The sequence below is a fragment of the Kutzneria chonburiensis genome, assembly GCF_028622115.1.
In the GTDB taxonomy this organism is placed as follows: Bacteria; Actinomycetota; Actinomycetes; order Mycobacteriales; family Pseudonocardiaceae; genus Kutzneria; species Kutzneria chonburiensis.
Genome location: NZ_CP097263.1, coordinates 2,540,717 through 2,559,679 on the forward strand (window position 1 = coordinate 2,540,717; position 18,963 = coordinate 2,559,679).

General features: G+C 69.9%; 17 protein-coding genes. 14 read left to right on the forward strand and 3 right to left on the reverse strand.

What is annotated here, in order from left to right; translation table 11 throughout:
* Positions 1-2: 2 nt before the first annotated feature.
* Positions 3-1,472, reverse strand: a complete 1,470-nt coding sequence (locus M3Q35_RS11665) for a PucR family transcriptional regulator (RefSeq protein WP_273941707.1) — start codon at positions 1,470-1,472, stop codon at positions 3-5.
* Between the two features lie 108 nt (positions 1,473-1,580).
* On the opposite strand from M3Q35_RS11665, the gene M3Q35_RS11670 reads away from it, so the two are divergent.
* The 7 genes from M3Q35_RS11670 (at position 1,581) to M3Q35_RS11700 (ending at position 9,650) form a co-directional block, all read left to right on the forward strand.
* Complete coding sequence (locus M3Q35_RS11670) at positions 1,581-2,438, forward strand: FAD binding domain-containing protein (protein ID WP_273941708.1); 858 nt, start codon at positions 1,581-1,583, stop codon at positions 2,436-2,438.
* Entirely contained in the window at positions 2,429-2,887 is a 459-nt protein-coding gene (locus M3Q35_RS11675; protein ID WP_273941709.1) for a (2Fe-2S)-binding protein, read from the forward strand. The genes M3Q35_RS11670 and M3Q35_RS11675 overlap by 10 nt, the downstream gene beginning before the upstream one ends.
* Positions 2,884-4,230, forward strand: coding sequence for an 8-oxoguanine deaminase (locus M3Q35_RS11680; RefSeq protein WP_273941710.1), 1,347 nt, complete (start codon positions 2,884-2,886; stop codon positions 4,228-4,230). The genes M3Q35_RS11675 and M3Q35_RS11680 overlap by 4 nt, the downstream gene beginning before the upstream one ends.
* 43 nt (positions 4,231-4,273) lie before the next feature.
* A complete protein-coding gene (gene pucD / locus M3Q35_RS11685) occupies positions 4,274-6,529 on the forward strand; it encodes a xanthine dehydrogenase subunit D (RefSeq protein WP_273941711.1) in 2,256 nt (751 codons plus the stop codon).
* A complete protein-coding gene (locus M3Q35_RS11690; protein WP_273941712.1) occupies positions 6,526-7,008 on the forward strand; it encodes a nucleoside deaminase in 483 nt (160 codons plus the stop codon). Before pucD ends, M3Q35_RS11690 begins: the two co-directional genes overlap by 4 nt.
* Positions 7,009-7,126: 118 nt before the next feature.
* Positions 7,127-8,548, forward strand: a complete 1,422-nt coding sequence (locus M3Q35_RS11695) for an NCS2 family permease (protein WP_273941713.1) — start codon at positions 7,127-7,129, stop codon at positions 8,546-8,548.
* Between the two features lie 13 nt (positions 8,549-8,561).
* On the forward strand, positions 8,562-9,650 hold the full coding sequence (locus tag M3Q35_RS11700) for an XdhC family protein (RefSeq protein WP_273941714.1): 1,089 nt from the start codon (positions 8,562-8,564) through the stop codon (positions 9,648-9,650).
* Here M3Q35_RS11700 and M3Q35_RS11705 read toward each other — a convergent pair.
* Entirely contained in the window at positions 9,619-10,731 is a 1,113-nt protein-coding gene (locus M3Q35_RS11705) for a sugar ABC transporter substrate-binding protein (RefSeq protein WP_273941715.1), read from the reverse strand. The two genes, M3Q35_RS11700 and M3Q35_RS11705, sit on opposite strands and share 32 nt — an antisense overlap.
* A 63-nt stretch (positions 10,732-10,794) precedes the next feature.
* The gene (locus M3Q35_RS11710) at positions 10,795-12,150 is read right to left on the reverse strand and encodes an MFS transporter (RefSeq protein WP_273941716.1); all 1,356 of its coding nucleotides are present in this window, start codon (positions 12,148-12,150) and stop codon (positions 10,795-10,797) included.
* Positions 12,151-12,230: 80 nt separating this feature from the next.
* Between M3Q35_RS11710 and M3Q35_RS11715 the strand changes: the two genes are divergently transcribed.
* The 7 genes from M3Q35_RS11715 to M3Q35_RS11745 all read left to right on the forward strand — a co-directional run bounded on the left by M3Q35_RS11715 (position 12,231) and on the right by M3Q35_RS11745 (position 18,787).
* A complete protein-coding gene (locus M3Q35_RS11715; protein WP_273941717.1) occupies positions 12,231-12,704 on the forward strand; it encodes a MarR family winged helix-turn-helix transcriptional regulator in 474 nt (157 codons plus the stop codon).
* 54 nt (positions 12,705-12,758) lie between these two features.
* Positions 12,759-14,045 (forward strand): SAM-dependent methyltransferase, encoded by a 1,287-nt coding sequence (locus tag M3Q35_RS11720; RefSeq protein ID WP_273941718.1) that lies wholly within the window; start codon positions 12,759-12,761, stop codon positions 14,043-14,045.
* Positions 14,046-14,101: 56 nt separating this feature from the next.
* Entirely contained in the window at positions 14,102-14,821 is a 720-nt protein-coding gene (locus tag M3Q35_RS11725) for a DUF1295 domain-containing protein (protein ID WP_273944316.1), read from the forward strand.
* Positions 14,818-15,267, forward strand: coding sequence for a peroxiredoxin (locus tag M3Q35_RS11730; RefSeq protein WP_273941719.1), 450 nt, complete (start codon positions 14,818-14,820; stop codon positions 15,265-15,267). The genes M3Q35_RS11725 and M3Q35_RS11730 overlap by 4 nt, the downstream gene beginning before the upstream one ends.
* 188 nt (positions 15,268-15,455) lie before the next feature.
* Complete coding sequence (locus M3Q35_RS11735) at positions 15,456-15,809, forward strand: hypothetical protein (RefSeq protein ID WP_273941720.1); 354 nt, start codon at positions 15,456-15,458, stop codon at positions 15,807-15,809.
* Positions 15,810-15,815: 6 nt separating this feature from the next.
* On the forward strand, positions 15,816-17,906 hold the full coding sequence (locus M3Q35_RS11740; protein WP_273941721.1) for a (Fe-S)-binding protein: 2,091 nt from the start codon (positions 15,816-15,818) through the stop codon (positions 17,904-17,906).
* A gap of 119 nt (positions 17,907-18,025) precedes the next feature.
* Positions 18,026-18,787, forward strand: coding sequence for an NPP1 family protein (locus M3Q35_RS11745; RefSeq protein ID WP_273941722.1), 762 nt, complete (start codon positions 18,026-18,028; stop codon positions 18,785-18,787).
* Positions 18,788-18,963 lie beyond the last annotated feature (176 nt).

The following is an 18,963-nucleotide window of genomic DNA, read 5'->3' on the forward strand; positions in this document are numbered from 1 at the left end:
GGCTAGCGGGACAGCTCCAGGGCCAGGAAGAGGTCGACGCGGTCGGCGAACCGGGACAGGTCGCGGGCGGTGAGCTCCTCGACGCGGCCCATGCGGTAGCGCAGGGTGTTGACGTGCAGATGCAGGCGAGCGGCGGCCTGGCTCCACGAGCCGGAACAGTCGAGGAAGACGCGCAGGGACTCCAAGAGCTCGGAGTGGTGCTCCTGGTCGTAGGCCCGGACAGGGCCGAGCAGGCGGAGGCAGAAGGACTGGCGGAGCTCGTCGGGCAGGGCGCCGAACAGGAGCTGGTGGGAAGCGAGCTCGGAGCCGGCGACGACGGCGGCCCGCGATCCGTTGTGGGAAGCGACGTTGCGGGCGTAACGAGCCTCGTCGATCGAGGCGCGCAGGCGGGAACCGGGGCCGGGGGTGCTGACGCCGAGGGCCAGGCGGCACGAGCCGAGACCGGACTCGATGGCGCGAACGCCGGAGCGCAGCGAGTCGAGCAAGTCGTTGTCGGCCACGGTGATCGCGACGGCCTCACCGTCCACATCGGTCACGAGGCCGTCGACGAGCTCGTCGAGGACGTCCAACGCGAGACCGGCCTCGCCGGCAATGGTCATGGACACCACGCACAACCGGTCCTCGGCACCGAAGCCGGCGGCGGTGAGCCGGGCGCTGATGTCGGCGGCGGGCGTGGACTCGTCGGCCAACAGCCCCAGCAGCTGGGTGGCGGCCCGGCGCCCGACGACCCGGCCGGCGGCCAGGGCGGAGCGTTCCAGGCCGATCAACGTGGCCAGCTCGACGGCGATCTCGTGATGGTCGGCCGTCCAGTCGGCGACGACCAGCGCCCAGCACGACAGCCGATGCCCGGTGCCTATGGGTAGCACGCGGTAAGACCCAACCTGGAGTTTGCCTCTTACGAAGCCGGCAGCGACAGTCGGGCCGTCCGGAAGTTCGGCCACGCCGGCCACCACACGGCCGGTCTGGCTGATCACCCAGCACGGAACGCCCAGCTCAGCGGCACCGGCGGCGACCAGGCCGTCCAGGCCGCCGCCCTGGCCCAACGCGGCGACCAGGCGGCGGTGGTGCTCCAGGACGGCGCTGGACCGGCGGACGTGCTCGGCGGCCAGGGCCGAGACGACCCGCTGGGTGATGGACGTGAACGAGACGTCCAACGGCACGGTGAACAGCCGCACGCCGTGGCGCTGGCAGGCGTCGACGACGACGTCGAAGGTCACGGGGCCGATCTCGGCGGTGCCGACGCCGAGGGCGGCGACGCCCATCTCGGCGACGGCCGACACGAAGGCCTCGGCGTCGGCCGGCTCGTGGTACCAGAGCATGCCGGTGAGCACGACCTCGCCGCCGCCCAGGTAGCGGCGCGGGTCACGCAGGTCGGTGATGTAGATCCAGCGGAACTCCGGATCGGGCTCGGTCGCGCCGACCAGCAGCCGCAGCCCGAGCGCCGGGTCGGCCAGCAGCTCTCCGAGACGCACGCCGAGCAGCCTACTTGGAGGATCCTCCAAAAGACCCGCCCGATCGGGTCGGCGTTTCGTGCCCTCCGCCGCTAGCAGCCGCCACGGCCGGACTGTGTACTACGTCACGTGGAATTCCTACGACCGAACTCCCTGGCCGAGGCCCTGGCCGCCAAGGCGGCGCAGCCGGACGCGGTGCCGATCGCCGGCGGCACCGACGTGATGGTCGAGCTGAACTTCGACCACCGCCGGCCGGCCGCGCTGCTGGACCTCACGCGGGTCGACGAGCTGGCGCAGTGGTCGGTCATGACGAGCGGCACCCGGCTGGGCGCGGGCGTGCCCTACACGCGGATCATCGCCGAGCTGGGCGACCGCCTGCCGGGGCTGGCCATGGCCTCCCGCACGGTCGGCTCGCCGCAGATCCGCAACCGCGGCACGGTCGGCGGCAACCTCGGCGCCTCCTCCCCCGCCGGCGACACGCACCCCGTGCTGCTGGCCACGGACGCGATCGTGGAGGTGGCGTCGGTCAGGGGCACGCGGAAGATCCCGATCGGCGAGTTCTACCGGGGCGTGAAGCGCAACGCGCTCGAGCCGGACGAGCTGATCATCGCCGTGCACCTGCCGACCGGCAGCGGTCCGCAGCAGTTCAGCAAGGTCGGCACGCGCAACGCCATGGTCATCGCGGTCTGCTCGTTCGGCCTGGCCCTGCACCCGGACGGCCACAAGGTCGGCGCGGGCATCGGGTCCGCCGGGCCGACGCCGATCCGCGCGGTCGAGGCCGAGCGGTTCGCCGCCGAGGAGCTTTCGTGGGATTCGCCGAAGCCGCTGACCGACGGGCTGGCCCGGCGCTTCGGTGAGCTGGTCGCCGCCGCGGCCACACCGATCGACGACGTCCGCGGCACCGCCGCCTACCGCCGGCACGCGCTGTCCGTGCTGGCCCGCCGCACGCTCACCTGGGCATGGAAGGACTACGCGCGATGCGCCTGAACGTCACGGTCAACGGGGAGGCCAGGCAGGCTGACGACGTGTGGGAGGGCGAGAGCCTGCTCTACGTGCTGCGTGAACGGCTCGGCCTCCCGGGCTCGAAGAATGCCTGTGAGCAGGGCGAATGCGGGTCCTGCACGGTGTACCTGGACGGCGTGCCGGCCTGCTCCTGCCTGGTCGCGGCGGGTCAGGCCGAGGGCCGCGAGGTGCGGACCGTGGAAGGGCTGGCCGAGGGTGACCACCTGGACCGCGTGCAGCAGTCCTTTGTGGACGCAGGGGCGGTGCAGTGCGGCTTCTGCACGCCGGGGCTGGTGGTCGCCGCTCACGACCTGCTCGAACGGGTGCCGAACCCATCTGATCCGGAGATTCGCGAGGCGCTGGCCGGCAACCTGTGCCGCTGCACCGGTTACGAGAAGATCCTGGACGCCGTGCGACTGGCGGCCACCCGATGAGCGTCACGGTCATCGACAACGCGGCCATCGCGACGGTTGACGCCAACGGCACCGAGCATGCCAGCGGCCACATCGTCATCCGCGACGGTCTGATCGAGAAGGTCGGGAACGGCCCGGTCGAACGACCGGCCGACAACCACGACTTCATCGACGCCCGGGGGCGCCTGGTCACGCCGGGCCTGGTCAACACGCATCACCACCTCTACCAGTGGGCGACTCGCGGCTACGCCAAGGACGCCGAGCTCTTCGAGTGGCTGACCACGCTCTACCCGGTGTGGGGCCGGCTGACCGAGGAGGTCACCCGGGCGGCCGGCGCGGCCGGCATGGCCAAGCTGGCGCTGACCGGCTGCACGACGATCGCCGACCACCACTACGTCTTCCCCGACAACGGCGGCGACCAGATCGGCGCGCTGGTCGGCGAGGCGAAGCGGCTGGGCGTGCGGCTGCACGCCGTACGTGGGTCGATGGACCGGGGGCAGTCGCAGGGCGGTCTGCCGCCGGACAACATCGTCGAGGATCTCGAAGCGGCCTTGCTCGGCACGGAAAAGGCCATCAACGATTTCCACGACCCGGATCCGCTCGGCCTGATCCGCATCGCCGTCGGCCCCTGCTCGCCGTTCTCGGTCAGCCGGGAGCTGATGGAGCAGGCCGCCGCGCTGGCCCGCCGGCACGGCGTCCGGCTGCACACGCACCTGGCCGAGACCATCGACGAGGAAGAGCAGTGCCTGGCCGAGAACGGCTGCACGCCGGCCCAGTACGCCGAGCAGCTCGGCTGGCTCGGTGACGACGTGTGGCTGGCGCACACCATCCACCTGTCCGACGAGGCGATCAAACGCTTCGGCCAGACCGGCACCGGATCCGCGCACTGCCCCAGCTCCAACGGTCGGATCGCGGCCGGCATGGCCCCGGTGCGGCAGCTGCTTGATGCCGGCGCGCCGGTCGGACTCGGTGTCGACGGGGCCGCGTCCAACGAGTCCGGCGGCCTCGGCGAGGAAATCCGCCAGGCCCTGCTGGTCGCCCGATTCCGTGGCGGCGCAACGGCTTTGAGTATCCGTGAGGCACTGTGGATGGCCACCATGGGCGGCGCGCGCTGCCTCGGCCGCGACCACGAGATCGGTTCCATCGAGCCGGGCAAGGTCGCCGACCTCGCCGTGTGGCGGTTGGACGACCTGGATCACGCCGGCATCGCCGACCCGGTCGCGGCGTTGGCGCTGGGCTCCGCCCCGACCGTGGACCGGCTGCTGGTCGGCGGCCGCAGTGTCGTCGCCGACGGCGAACTACGCACCGCCGACGTCGAATCCATCACCCGTGATCTGAAGAACGCCGCGGAGGTGCTGCGATGACCTCCCCCACCAGGGAATCCACCACCAGGACTTCAGGGGCGGGGTGGGCGACAGCCCGCTGCGTCCCGACGGCACGCTGAAGGTGCGCGGCGAGTTCGCCTACTCGTCGGACCTGTGGCACGAGGACATGGTCTGGGGCGCAACGCTTCGCAGCCCGCATCCGCACGCTCGCATCCGCAGCGTCGACATCACCGAGGCGCTGAAGGTGCCCGGCGTGTACGCGGTCCTCACCCACGAGGACGTCCCCGGCACGAACCTGTACGGCCTTGAGCACCCCGATCAGCCGGTGCTGGCCGTGGATGTGGTGCGCTACCACGGCGAGGCCATCGCCCTGGTCGCCGCCGACCACCCGGAGACGGCCCGGCGGGCGATGAAGAAGATCAAGGTCGACTTCGATGTGCTGACACCGATCGTCGACGCCGAGGAAGCGGTCAAGCCGGAGGCGCCGCTGCTGCACCCTGGCGGCAACACAGTCCGCAAGGTGCACATCGAGCGCGGCGACCAGCAGGCGACGGCCGAGGTCGTGGTCAGCGGCGTGTACGAGGTCGGCATGCAGGACCAGGCCTTCCTCGGCCCCGAGTCCGGCCTGGCCGTCCCGGCCGAGGACGGCGGCGTCGACCTTTACGTGGCCACGCAATGGTTGCACGTGGACCAGAAGCAGATCTGCTTCGCGCTGGACCTGCCGACCGACAAGGTGCGGCTGACGCTGGCCGGCGTCGGCGGCGCGTTCGGCGGCCGCGAGGACCTGTCCATCCAGGTGCACGCGTGCCTGCTGGCCCGGCACACCGGCAAGCCGGTGAAGATGGTCTACAATCGCGAGGAATCCTTCTACGGCCACGTGCACCGGCATCCGGCGAAGCTGTACTATGAGCACGGGGCCGACCGCGATGGGACGCTGCGGTACGTGCGGTGCCGCATCTACCTCGACGGCGGCGCTTACGCGTCCAGCACGCCGGCGGTGGTGGCCAATGCCGCCACGCTCGGCATCGGTCCGTACAATGTGGACAACGTCACGATCGACTGCTGGGGCGCGTACACGAACAACCCGCCCTGCGGTGCCATGCGCGGATTCGGTGCTGTGCAAGCGGGTTTCGCCTATGAGTCGCAAATGGACAAGCTCGCCGAGGCGCTGGGCATGGACCCGGTCGAGGTGCGAGTACGCAACGCCATGAGCGAAGGCAGCGTCATGCCGACCGGCCAGGTCGTCGACTCGGCCGCGCCGGTGGCCGAACTCCTGCGCCTCATCAAGGAACGTCCGCTGCCGGAAGTCCACAATGGACCGCTGGACCTGACGGCCATGCCCGGCGGCGTCTCCAACACCACCCACGGCGAAGGCGTGATCCGAGGTGTCGGCTACGCGGTCGGCATCAAGAACATCTGCTTCTCCGAGGGTTTCGACGACTACTCCACCGCCCGGCTCCGGCTGGAGGTCATCAACGGCGAGCCGGCGGCCGTGATCCACACCGCCGCGGCCGAGGTCGGACAGGGGTTGGTCACCATCCAGCAGCAGATCGTCCGCACCGAGCTGGGCATCGACCAGGTCACCGTGCACCCGGCCGACACCACCGTCGGAAACGGCGGCTCCACCTCGGCCTCCCGCCAGACCTACGTCACCGGCGGCGCGGTCAAGGCGGCGTGCGAGGCCGTCCGGGAGAAGCTGCTCAAGCGGGCCGTGGCCCGCTTCGGCGAACCCCGATCCGAGCTCACCACCGAGGACATCGTTGCCGTGCTGGGCAATGACGTGATCGAGGAGACCGTCGAGTGGCGGCACCGGCCGACCACCGGACTGGATCCCGAGACCGGGCAAGGGTTCGCGCATGTGCAGTACGGCTTCGCCGCGCACCGGGCCGTCGTCGACGTGGACGTCGACCTCGGGCTGGTCAAGGTGGTCGAACTGGCCTGCGCGCAGGATGTCGGCAAGGCGATGAACCCGCAGGCCGTGCTGGGCCAGATCCATGGCGGCAGCACGCAGGGCCTCGGCCTGGCCGTCATGGAGGAAATCCAGGTGGCAGGCGGAAAGGTCCGCAATCCGTCGTTCACCGACTACCTGATCCCGACCGTGCTCGACACCCCGCCGATGCCGGTGGACGTGCTCGAGCTGGCCGACCCGCACGCCCCGTACGGGCTGCGCGGGGTGGGCGAACCGCCCACGATCTCGTCGACGCCGGCAGTGGTCGCAGCCATCCGCGCCGCCACCGGCCTGGCGCTCAACCGAGTTCCGGTGCGGCCGGAACACCTTACGACAGCGCCCATTTCCGACCCGCCCACCCACCTGACAGATGGGGAGATCCCCCGATGACGACGACAGCCGCCACCGACCAGGCGTGGCTCGACGAGGCCGTCAGGCTGGCGGCCGCCAACGTCGCCACCGGTGGCGGCCCGTTCGGCGCCGTCATCGTGCGCGGCGACGAGCTGATCGCCACCGGCGTGAACCGGGTCGTGCCCACGCTCGACCCGACCGCGCACGCCGAGGTGGTGGCGATTCGCGAGGCGTGCCAACGCATCGGCGACTTCCGCCTCACCGGCTGCGTGCTGCTCTCCTCGTGCGAGCCATGCCCGCTGTGCCTGGCCGCATCGCTGTGGGCCCGGCTGGACCGGGTGGTCTTCGCCGCCGACCGGCACAACGCCGCCGACGCCGGCTTCGACGACCGCGCCTTCTACGACCTGTTCGAACAGCCCAAGCAGACGTGGCCGATCCCCGTGCTGCACGTCAAGACCGCCGAGCACGACACCCCGTTCTCCGCGTGGCTTTCCCGCACCGACCGCGTCGAGTACTGATCCTCGCCGCGCGTGCTGACCGGAGCACCTCCGCTTAAACGCCCGCCGAATCAGGCCGTTCCCCCAACGCATCGGGGCGGCCTGGTTCCGCGCGCGCCCACCGGCATGGGAGTACGTCATGACCCAGTTGCGCGACCGCCGCCCGACAACTGCCCTGTTGGAACGACGTTTCCGGCTTGCCGAACGCGGCACCACCGTCGCCCGCGAGGTTCGCGGCGGCGTCACCACGTTCGTCGCGATGGCCTACATCGTGTTGCTCAACCCGTTGATATTAGGCGCTTCCGCCGACATCACCGGCGCACGGCTGACCGTCACCGAAGTCACCACCGCCACCGCGCTGGCCGCGGGTGTGATGACCGTCCTCATGGGACTGGTCGGCAACGCTCCGCTGGCCCTGGCCGCCGGTCTCGGCGTGAACGGCATCGTCGCGTTCCAGCTGGCCCCGACCATGACCTGGGCCCAGGCGTTCGGACTCGTCGTGCTGGAAGGGGTCTGCATCGTCGTGCTGGCCGTCTCCGGCATCCGGGAACGCATCATGAACGCGATCCCGGCGGCGCTGAAGACCGCCATCTCGGTCGGCATCGGCCTCTACATCGCCCTGGTCGGCCTGGTCTCGGCCGGCTTCGTGACCAGGACCCCGGACTCCGCCCACTCTACCGTCCCGGTGCGGATGGGCGAAAACGGGCACCTGGTCGGCTGGCCGATGGTGGTGTTCGCGGTCGGCCTGCTGCTGATGATCGTGCTGTTGGCCCGGGCGGTGCCCGGCGCGGTGCTGATCAGCATTGTGGTCGCCACGGTCATCGCGGTGATCGCCAACGCGCTGTGGCCCGGTGCGGACTGGGGCCTGGTCACCCCGAAACTGCCGTCGAACCTGGTCGCCGCGCCCGACTTCGCCCTGTTCGGCCACGTCGACCTGTTCGGCGGCTTCGCCTCGGCCGGCGCGATCACCGCCACGGTGTTCCTGTTCACCTTGGTGCTGAGCGGTTTCTTCGACGCCATGGGCACGATCACCAGCGTCTGCCACGAGGCCGGCATGACCAGGAACGGCAAGGTCACCGGCATGGGCAAGATCCTGCTGGTCGACGGCATCGGCGCGATCGTCGGCGGTGGCACGGGTTCCGCGCCCAACACCGTGTTCCTGGAGTCGGCGGCCGGTGTCGGCGAGGGCGCTCGCAGCGGTCTGGCCAGCGTGGTCACCGGGGCACTGCTGGGCGCGACCATGCTCGTCACGCCGATCGCCGGCATCGTGCCGGCGCAGGCCGCCGCGCCGGCGCTGGTCGTGATCGGCGGCATCATGATGGCCCAGTGCCGGCACATTCCGTTCCAGGACACCGACTTCACCATCCCGGTGTTCCTGACCATGGCCATCGTGCCGTTCACCTACTCGATCACCAACGGGGTCGGCGCCGGCATCGTCAGCTACGTGGTGGTCAAGCTGGGCAAGGGCCAGTGGCGTGAGGTGCACTGGCTGGTCGCGGTCATCGCCGCGATCTTCGTCGCGTACTTCGGCATCGCCGGGATCGAGGCACTGGCACGATGAGGGAGCTAGCCCGATGAGGGAACTAGCCGTGACGCTGTCCGGACAACACTTCGCCGTGGCCAGCGTGATCGCGGTCAGCGGGAGCGCGCCGCGCGGGCTGGGCTCGGCGCTGGCGGTCACCGCGGACGGCGAGGCGTTCGGCAGCGTCTCCGGCGGTTGCGTGGAAGGGGCCGTGTACGAGCTGGCCCAGGAGGCACTCGCCACGGGATTGCCGCAACGGCAACGTTTCGGCTACTCCGACGACGACGCGTTCGCTGTCGGCCTCACCTGCGGCGGCGAGCTGGAAGTGTTCGTGCAGCCCACCACCCCGGCCATCGCCGCCGCGCTGGCCGCCGATCCCGAGCCGGTGGTGCTGGTCCGGGTGGTCGGCGGGCCGGAGTCGGCGCTGGGCCAGGGCATGGCCGTGTTCGCCGACCGTGTGGTGGGCGACCGCATCGTCGACCCCGAACTGGTCCGGCACGCCACCGCTACCGGCCGGCAGTGGTTCGACGGACTGGAGCTGTTCGTCGAGCCCTGGTCGCCGCCGCCCCGCATGCTGGTCTACGGGGCCATCGACTACGCCGCCGCACTGGCGAGAATGGGCCGATTCCTGGGCTATCACGTGACGGTCTGCGATGCCCGCCCGGTATTCGCCACCAAGGCCCGGTTCCCCGACGCCGACGAGGTGATCGTCGACTGGCCGCACCGGCATCTGGCCCGCACGGCGACCGACGCCCGCACGGTGGTCTGCGTGCTCACCCACGACGAGAAGTTCGACGTGCCGCTGCTGGCCGACGCACTGCGCCGCCCGCTGGCCTTCGTCGGCGCGCTGGGTTCCCGACGCACCAACGCACAACGCCTGGAAAGGCTGCGTGAGGTCGGCCTGACCGGCCGTGAGCTGGCCTCGCTTCGCGCCCCGATCGGGCTCGACCTCGGCGCCAGCACACCCGAGGAGACCGCGGTGTCCATCGCGGCCGAGATCGTCGCCTCGCGCCACGGCGCCAGCGGATTGGCGCTCACGGGAGGTACCGGCCCCATTCACGCGTCCGGCCCCCGCCCCGGTGGGGACGAGGGCCGGCCGATGGTCGCCGCTACTGCCCGGGGACGGGGATGCCCGCGTTGATGCACGCGTTGCGCATGTCGCCGCCGCAGAGGTCGTCGGTCTTGACGACTCCCTTGGCCACCAGGCCCTGCACGTCGATCTTGCTGATGGACTGTGGTCCGAGCAGCACCGACTTGACGTCGCGGTTGCCCTTCGGGTCCTTGGTGTTGCCGGTGGCGAGATCGTCCGCGTCACCCTGCCGACCGGTGGCCAGTGCGATGGCCAGCCGCGCGGCGGCCTCCGCCTCGATGTCGATCGGCTTGTACACGGTCATGCACTGGGTGCCGCGCAGCACCGACTTGAGGCCGTCGAGCGTGGCGTCCTGGCCGGTCACCGGCACGGAGCTCATGTTGCGCTGCTTGAGCACGGCCTCGATGCTGGCGGCCATGCCGTCATTGGCGGCGAGCACGCCGTCGACCTTGCCACCGTTGCCGTCCAGCAGGCTGGTGAAGGTGGCGGCGGCGGTGTCCGGGGACCACTTGTCGATGCCCTTGCTGGCCACCAGGCGCAGCTGGCCCGAGTCGTAGCGCTGCTTGAGCACCTGCTCGTGGCCGTCGTGGAACTGGGTGGCGTTGTTGTCGGTCGGCGCGCCCTCGATCTCGATGATCTGCGCCCCCGACTTGGCGCCGAGGCACTGCAGCAGGCCGTCGGCCTGGAGCTGGCCGACCGCGAGGTTGTTGAACGAGACGTAGTACTCGGCCGTGCCGCCGAGGCTGATCCGGTCGTAGTCGATGACCGGAATTCCGGCCGCCTTCGCCTTCTTCTCCACCACCGCGCCGCCGTCCGAGGACAGCGGGGTGATCATCAGGACGTTCACCTTCTCGGCGATCATCTTGTCGGCCAGCGACTCGAAGCGCTTCTCGTCGCCCTGCGCGTTCTGGATGTCCGGCTGGATGCCGGCGAAGCTGAGCTGGGATGTGAGCAGTGGCTTGTCCGAGTCCTCCCAACGGGCGGAGGTGGTCGTGTCCGGCAGGATCACGCCGACCTTGGGCTTGGCGGTGTTTGTCGCGGGTCCGGTGGCAGCGCTGTTGGAACCGGTGCTGCCGCAGGCGGAGGCGACAAGCACGAGTGCACAACCGGCTACGGCGACGACGGTGCGCATCCGTTATGCCTCCACAGTGAATTGGCTTAGGTGCGGTAGTTCACTACCTCGGCCTTACGCCCGTCAAGCCGGCTGTCGCCGGGAAACAATCACCAGACAGAGTGCGGCGACAACTAACACGATCATGGCCGCGCGCGGGCCTGCCCCGTGCATTGCCAGCGTCACGGAAGCGACACCGAGAGTGGTGCCCAGGCCACGAGCCATGTTCACCAAACCGCCGCCGACACCGGAGCAGGCGGCCGGAATCGCCGCCATCACGGTGGCGTTGTTGGCCGGCGTGAAAAGCCCGAGTCCGATACCGAGCACGGCCAACGAGGTGGACAGCACCGGATCGGTCAATGGCAGTAGACACAACGGAATCAGCGCGGCGGCGGCGAGCATACCGCCCACCGTCGCTCGGCGCCGATCCGGCCACCGGTTGCCGCCGAACGTCGCAGCGAGGGCGAAGCCGACCGGAAGGCTGGTCAGCACCAGGCCGGCTCGAACAACGGAACCGCCGAGTATCGGTATTACGACCAGCGGCCCGAACAGGACGAGATATCCGAGCAGCGCGGCGAGTAGACCACTCGCGATCATGGGATTCCGCAACAAATTGAGGTCGACCATCGGGGCGGCCGCCCGACGCTCCCTCAGGACAAAACCGACAGCCGCTCCGACGCCGGTCGAGAAAAGGATTACTACCAGCCAGAGCGGCGCGTCCAATCCGGACAGCGCCGAAAGGCCGAGCAGCAGCGCGGTCGAAGAAGTGCCCAAAAGTGCGACGCCCGGCCAGTCGACGGAGCGCATCTCGGTGCGCTGCCGGGTACGCGGCAACAAATACCAGCCGGCCGCGATACCGAGCAGTCCGAAGGGGACGTTGACCCAGAACACCCACTGCCAGCCGAGCCCGGACACCAGCACGCCGCCCAGCGTCGGCCCCAGCGCCAACCCCACGGCCTGGGCCGCCGCCTGCACGCCGAGAGCCGCCCGCAGCCTGCGCCGCGGCGAGCTGGTCGTCACGAGGGCGACGCTGTTGGCCTGCAACATGGCCGCGCCGACGGCCTGCACGACGCGCAGCCCGACCAGCAGCGGCAGCGAGTCGGCGAACCCACATGCCGCCGACGCGGCCGTGAAGACGACGAAGCCGTACAGGTAGAGCAGCTTGCGCCCGGCGGCGTCGGCCAGCCGGCCGACCGGCAGCAGCAGCGCGACCAAGGTGAGCAGGTAGCTGAGCGACACCCACTGCACGCCGGCCAGCGAGGCACCGAATTCCCTGCTCAGGGCCGGAAACGTGAGGGTGACGATGCTGGCGTCGAGCTGCCCCATGAAGGCGCCGAGGCAGACCGCCGCCACGGCCAGCCAGTGGGCGTGTGGCCAGCCGGCGACGGCACGGGGACGGGCCGGTTCGGCGCCGAGGCGGCGGAGCAGCGCGGTGTCCACGCGCCGATTTTATCTCGGTGACCGACATATTTTTGGGACGGAGACCTATGGTCCGGGTCACCACTCGATACGCTTGACCGATGTCGCAGGTCACGCCCGAGCACGAGGCCCCGTCGAGCGCGAACGACGCGCGCACCCTGACCGAGGTGGTCACCAGACTGCGTCGCGCCCTGCGCACCAGCATCCGCACCGACTACCCGTGGGAAGCGCTGCCGATGGCCCAGGTCGAGCTGCTGATGGCGCTGGCCGACCACGCCCCGGCCAAGATCGGCCAGCTGGCCTCGTTGCAGCGGCTGGCCCCCAACACGGTCAGCGGCCTGGTCCAGCAGCTGGTCGAGGGCGGCCTGGCCGTCCGGGACAGCGACCCGACCGACCGGCGGGTGGCCCGGGTGTCGCTCACCGAGGCCGGCCGCACCCAGCTGGCCGAGTGGCAGCAGGCCCACGAGCGGCGCATCTCCGCCGCCCTCGACCAGCTCCCGCCGCAGGCCAGGGCGGCCGTCGCCGACGCACTGCCGGCGTTGAACCTGCTGGTGGACCATCTCGTCACGCCCTGACCCGAACCGGTCGGCGGTCCCGCGCGAACACCACTCGTGACAGAAGGGGCCAATGTGACAATCGCCCAGACCCTGGCGGCGCTGGTGCGCCGGTTTCTCGGCGTCGACCTGCCGGTGCGGCTACGGGCGTGGGACGGCAGCGTGGCCGGCCCGGCCGATGCCCCGACGGTGGTGATCCGCTCGCGGCGGGCCTTGCGCCGGCTGCTGTGGGACCCGAACGAGCTGGGGCTGGCCCGCGCCTACGTTTCCGGCGAGCTGGACGTCGAAGGCGATCTTCGTGACGGGCTGTCCCGGTTCTGGGGACTGGCCCGGCGCGAGGGGCTCGGAAAGGTGAAACTTTCGTCGGCCGACCGCCTGCATGCCGTGCGGCAGGCGCTGAAGCTGGGCGTGATCGGCACGCGGCCGGCGCCGCCGCCCGAGGAGGCGCGGCTGTCCGGGGCCGAGCACACCAAGTCCCGCGACCGGGACGCCATCGCCCACCACTACGACCTGTCCAACGAGTTCTACCGGACGCTGCTCGACCCGAACATGGCCTACTCCTGCGGCTACTGGACGTCCGACGCTCCGGACTACACGGTCGAGGACGCGCAGCGGGACAAGCTGGATCTGGTCTGCCGCAAACTCGACCTCAAGCCGGGCATGCGGCTGCTGGACGTCGGCTGCGGGTGGGGCTCGCTGATCCTGCACGCCGCCACGTACTACGGCGTGCACGCGACCGGGGTGACGCTGGCGGCCCAGCAGCGCGACTTCATCCGGGCCCGTATCGCCGAGCGCGGGCTGGAGGACCAGGTCGACGTGCGGCTCCAGGACTACCGGGACATCCCCGACACCGGCTTCGACGCCATCGGGACCATCGAGATGGGTGAGCACGTCGGCCTCGGCAACTACCCGACGTACGCGGCGCAGCTGTGCCGGCTGCTCAAGCCCGAAGGGCGGCTGCTGCTCCAGCAGATGTCACGGGTGGCGAGCGCGCCGAAGGCCCCCGGCGGCGGCTCGTTCATCGAACGCTACGTGGCCCCCGACATGCACATGCGGCCGGTCGGCGAGACCATCGCCATGCTGGAGCAGGCCGGCCTCGAGGTGCGGGACGTCGAGGCGATGCGCGAGCACTACGTATGGACGGTCGACGCCTGGGCGGACACCCTGGAGAAGCGGGCGGCCGAGCTGACCGCGCTGGTCGGTGAAGGGCAGCTGCGGGTGTGGCGGCTGTACTTCGCCGGCGGGGCGCTGGCGTTCCAGGAGAACCGGATGGGCGTGGACCAGATCCTGGCCGTCCGGCCCACCGCGACCGGCGGCAGCGGCATGCCGCGGACCCGCCGCAACTGGGAGGTGGTCTCGTGAACGTGGCCGGGCTGCTGGTCAATCTGGGCATCACCGCCGGCGCTGTGCTGGTGGTGATGCTGGTGGCGCTGGGCGTCGCGGTCGCCCGCGGCCGTCACGACGGCGTGGACACGGTGTGGGGCCTGGGCTTCGCGGTGATCGCCGTGGTCGGGCTGATCGTCTCCGGGTCGGGCTGGCTGGTGACGGCGCTGACCGTGATCTGGGGACTGCGACTAGCCGTCCACATCCAGCTGCGCAACGGCCGCCGTCCCGAGGATCCCCGCTACGTGGCGCTGATGAAGCGGGCCACCGGCAACCCGCACTGGTACGCCTTCCGCAAGATCTACCTGGTCCAGGGCGTGATCATGTGGTTCGTGTCCTGGCCGGTGCAGGCCGCCCAGTACGAGGGCGCCACCGGCGTGCTGACCTGGATCGGCGCGGCGGTGTGGCTGGTGGGCATCGTCTTCGAGGCGGTCGGCGACTGGCAGCTGGCCCGGTTCAAGGCCGACCCGGCCGGCAAAGGTCGGATCATGGACCGGGGCCTGTGGCGCTACACCCGGCACCCCAACTACTTCGGTGACGCGACCGTGTGGTGGGGGCTGTACCTGATGGCCGCTCAGCACTGGGTCGGCGCGCTGACCGTGTTGTCGCCGCTGGTGATGACGTTCTTCCTGACCAGGGGCACCGGCAAGGCGCTGACCGAGCGGGCCATGGGATCGCGGCCCGGCTATGCCGAGTACGTTCGGCGCACCAGCGGTTTCTTCCCGCTGCCGCCGAAACCGGAGGGATCCCGATGAACAACGGCGACGTGGTCGCGGACTTCGAGCTGCTCGACGACCACGGCGAGCCCCGCAGGCTGTCGGAGTACCTGGCCAAGGGGCCGGTCGTGCTGTTCTTCTACCCGGCCGCGATGACCGGCGGCTGCACGGCCGAGAGCTGCCATTTCCGGGACCTGGCCGCGGAGTTCGAGGCGGTCGGCGCGCAGCGGATCGGCATCTCCCCCGACGCCGTCGGCAAGCAGCGCGAGTTCTCGGCGATCAACTCGTTCGACTATCCGCTGCTGTCCGACCCGGACGGCGTGGTCGCCACCCAGTTCGGCGTGCGGCGGCGGTTCGGGCCGGTACTGACCCGCCGTCAGACCTTCGTCATCGGCACCGACAGCCGGGTGATCCTGTCGATCAAGAGCGAGCTGCGGATGGCCGTGCACGCCGACAAGGCACTTGAGGCGCTGCGGGCCCACTGAGCAGCGGTTTTACTTCCTTCGACGTAACCGGGGCGGCCGAACGGCCGCCCCGTTCGCGTTCATTCCCCTACGGATGGGAGTAGCGCGTATCACAACTCACCAGTAACATCCGGCCTGTGGCCTTGATCACAACGGCGTCCTCGGCTCGGCGGGGCTTTCGGCACCCGTGCGTCTACTGTGGACTTCCCGTGCTCGTCGACGACGTCGGCGAGTTCCATCCGGGCCACGTCGTCGTCGACTACCCCGACAGTTCCCCGTCGGGGCGAGGTCTGCCCGATCTGGTCCTGTTGCACCGGTTCTGCAACGAGCACCTGCTGCCCGACTGCGGCGTCGCGTTGCGGCGCGCGCATCTGGGCTGGGCCACCGAGCAGTTCGACGGCGACACGAGCTCGTCGTTGCGGCACTACGACCAGCTCGGCCTGCACAGCGCACCCTGGCGTGGCTTCGAGCTGTACCAGCGGCACTGGCGGGTGCGGAAGATGCGCTACGCGTGCAAGGCATGCCGGTACTACGCCGGCTGGTTCCGACCGGAGTGGAGCTGAGCCCCGTTGATCGTTCGTCTCGTCCTCGGTCTGCTGATCACCGTCGTCGGCCTGGCGCTCGCCGGCCGACGGGTGCTCTGGCTGGCCAACCTCATCCGTTCCGGCCAGCCCGCCTCCGGGCGGACCGACCGGCTCGGCGCGCGGGCCGCCGCCCAGCTGCGTGAGGTGTTCGGCCAGCGCAAGCTGCTCAAGTGGTCGGTGCCCGGCCTGGCCCACTTCTTCACCTTCTGGGGCTTCGTCATCCTGATCTTCACCATCGTGGAGGCGTGGGGGGCGCTGTTCGACGAGAACTTCGCGTTCTGGTGGATCGGCCGGCAACCGTGGCTGGGCTTCCTCGAGGACTTCTTCACCGTCGCCGTGCTGGTGGCGCTGGCGACCTTCGCGGTGATCCGGGTGCGCAACGCTCCCGAGCGCAAGGAGCGCGCCTCCCGGTTCTACGGCTCGCACACCGGGCCGGCCTGGCTGGTGCTGGGCATGATCGCCGCCGTGATGGTGACGCTGCTGCTGTACCGGGCCGGCCAGTTCAACACCGGCCACTTCCCGTTCGGCGACAGCGGCTGGCCGTTCGCCACCTGGTTGCTCGCGCATGCCCTCGCGCCGCTTGGCGCGGGCGTGAACGCGGCCATCGAGACGGTGTTCCTGCTCGGCAACATCGCCGTGATCATGGGCTTCCTGGTGCTGGTCGTGCATTCCAAGCACCTGCACATCTTCGTGGCCCCGCTGAACGTGTCGACCAAGCGGCTGCCCAACGCGCTCGGCCCGCTGCTGCCGGTGGAGTCGGGCGGCAAGCCCGTCGACTTCACCGATCCCGGTGACGACGACATCTTCGGTCGCGGCAAGATCGAGGACTTCACGTGGAAGGGCATGCTCGACTTCGCCACGTGCACCGAGTGCGGCCGCTGCCAGTCCCAGTGTCCGGCCTGGAACACCGGAAAGCCGTTGTCCCCCAAGATGGTCATCATGGACCTGCGGGACCACCTTTTCGACCGCGCGCCTTATGTGCTGGGGCAGCAGGAAGGCGAGCCGGTGCCGCTGGTCGCCGAGGGCGGCGTGATCGAGCCGGACGTGCTGTGGTCGTGCACCACCTGCGGGGCCTGTGTCGAGCAGTGCCCGGTGGACATCGAGCACGTCGACCACATCGTGGACATGCGGCGCTACCAGGTGATGATCGAGTCGGAGTTCCCGACCGAGCTCGGCGCGCTGTTCCGCGGCCTGGAGAACAAGGGCAATCCGTGGGGGCAGAACAACAACGCCCGCCTTGACTGGGCCAAGGACCTCGGCTTCGAGGTGCCGGTGATCACCGGCGAGCTGCCCGACGAGACCGAGTGGCTGTTCTGGGTCGGCTGCGCCGGCGCGTTCGACGACAAGGCCCGTGCCACCGTGCAGGCCACCGCCGAGCTGCTGCACATCGCCGGCGTGAACTACGGCGTGCTGGGCAACCGCGAGCGCTGCACCGGCGACCCGGCTCGCCGCTCCGGCAACGAGTTCCTGTTCCAGATGCTGGCCCAGGAGACCGCCGGGCTGCTCAACGAGACGTTCGGCGAGCGTGAACCCGGGCGTCGCAAGATCGTCACCACCTGTCCACACTGCATGAACACACTCGGCCGCGAGTACCCGCAGCTGGAGGGCAACTACGAGGTCGTGCACCACACGCAGTTGCTGAACCGGTTGGTACGGGAGCGCAAGCTCACCCCGATCCAGCCGGCCGGCGCCGGGCAGCCGGTCACCTTCCACGACCCGTGTTATCTGGGGCGGCACAACAAGGTCTACGAGCCGCCGCGTGAGCTGGCGGCCGCCGCCGGCGCCGCGCTGACCGAGATGCCCCGGCACGGCGACCGTTCCATGTGTTGTGGCGCCGGCGGCGCTCGCATGTGGATGGAAGAGCGGATCGGCAAGCGCATCAACCTGGAACGCGTGGACGAGGCGCTGGCCACCGGGGCCGAGACCATCGCCACGGCGTGTCCGTTCTGCCGCGTCATGGTCACCGACGGCCTGGTTCAGCGTCAGAGCGAGGAAATCGGGGCGAACGTGTCCGTTCGCGACGTGTCCCAGTTGCTGCTGGACGCGGTGCACCGGTCTCGGGACGCCATCGGGTAAGGGTGTCGGCGGCGTGAACTCCCTTGGAACACAAGGGAGTCACCGAATCGTGCCTTGATCGTCGGGGCCGATCAGCGCATAGTTTCTTCACGCCGCCAAGAAACACCCTAGGAGTGGATGTGCGCAAACTGTCCGCGCTCGCCGCCGCCTTAGGCGTCGCAGTGCTGACCTTGTCCCTGCCAAGCCCTGCCAGTGCCGCCATCCTGACCCCGTTGCCGCAGAACGCGGACGGTTGGGAGCAGTCCTTCTCCCCCGCGTACGACTATGACGGCGACGGCTGCTACGCCACCGCCGCCATCGATCCCAGCGGCAACCTCAACCCCGGGCTCAAGCTCGGCGGCGATGTCAACGGTCATTGCCACGACCCGGCCCAGTTGCAGAACTCCAACACGTACTCGCGGGAGAAGTGCAACGGCGACTACTGCGCCGTGATGTACGCCAGCTACTTCGAGAAGGACCAGGCCACGCTCGGTCCGCTGGCCATCGGGCACACCCACGACTGGGAGCACGTGGTCGTGTGGATCAACGTCGCCGCCAACCGCGTCGACTACGTGTCCACCTCGCAGCACAGCACCTGGAAGTGGTACCCCGCCTCCCAGGTTCGGTTCGACGGCAGCCACCCCAAGGTCGTCTACCACAAGGACGGGGCCAGCACGCACTTCTTCCGCCTGGCCAACTCCAACGACGACCCGCCGGAGAACTACACCCACGGCTGGTTCTACCCCCGGCTCGTCGGCTGGAACGGCTACCCCGACGGCCTGCGCGACAAGCTGATGACGGCCAATTTCGGCGACGCCACCATCAAGATCAACGACGGCAACTTCAACTACGGGCTGGAGCACTCGATGCCGACCGGCATCAACTTCAACCCCAACGCCTGACCGCGGTCCCCAGCGGCCCGCCTCCCCCGGGAGGCGGGCCGTTCGCTTAATTCGGTTGCCCGCCGCGAGTCCGTCCACCACCATGGCCGGCATGTTCGTGTGATCAGTGGCTGCACGCGTGGTCCGAGGCCGGAGCTCCCTTGACGCTCCCGCCTCCGGCCGGCGTTCCCTTCTCA

Coding starts and splice junctions, on each gene's coding strand:
- M3Q35_RS11725 (WP_273944316.1), top strand. CDS start 14,102: ATGCTGGTGGCGCTGGGCGTCGCGGTCGCCCGCGGCCGTCACGACGGC.
- M3Q35_RS11730 (WP_273941719.1), top strand. CDS start 14,818: ATGAACAACGGCGACGTGGTCGCGGACTTCGAGCTGCTCGACGACCAC.
- M3Q35_RS11700 (WP_273941714.1), top strand. CDS start 8,562: ATGAGGGAACTAGCCGTGACGCTGTCCGGACAACACTTCGCCGTGGCC.
- M3Q35_RS11680 (WP_273941710.1), top strand. CDS start 2,884: ATGAGCGTCACGGTCATCGACAACGCGGCCATCGCGACGGTTGACGCC.
- M3Q35_RS11705 (WP_273941715.1), bottom strand. CDS start 10,731: ATGCGCACCGTCGTCGCCGTAGCCGGTTGTGCACTCGTGCTTGTCGCC.
- M3Q35_RS11675 (WP_273941709.1), top strand. CDS start 2,429: ATGCGCCTGAACGTCACGGTCAACGGGGAGGCCAGGCAGGCTGACGAC.
- M3Q35_RS11690 (WP_273941712.1), top strand. CDS start 6,526: ATGACGACGACAGCCGCCACCGACCAGGCGTGGCTCGACGAGGCCGTC.
- M3Q35_RS11695 (WP_273941713.1), top strand. CDS start 7,127: ATGACCCAGTTGCGCGACCGCCGCCCGACAACTGCCCTGTTGGAACGA.
- M3Q35_RS11715 (WP_273941717.1), top strand. CDS start 12,231: ATGTCGCAGGTCACGCCCGAGCACGAGGCCCCGTCGAGCGCGAACGAC.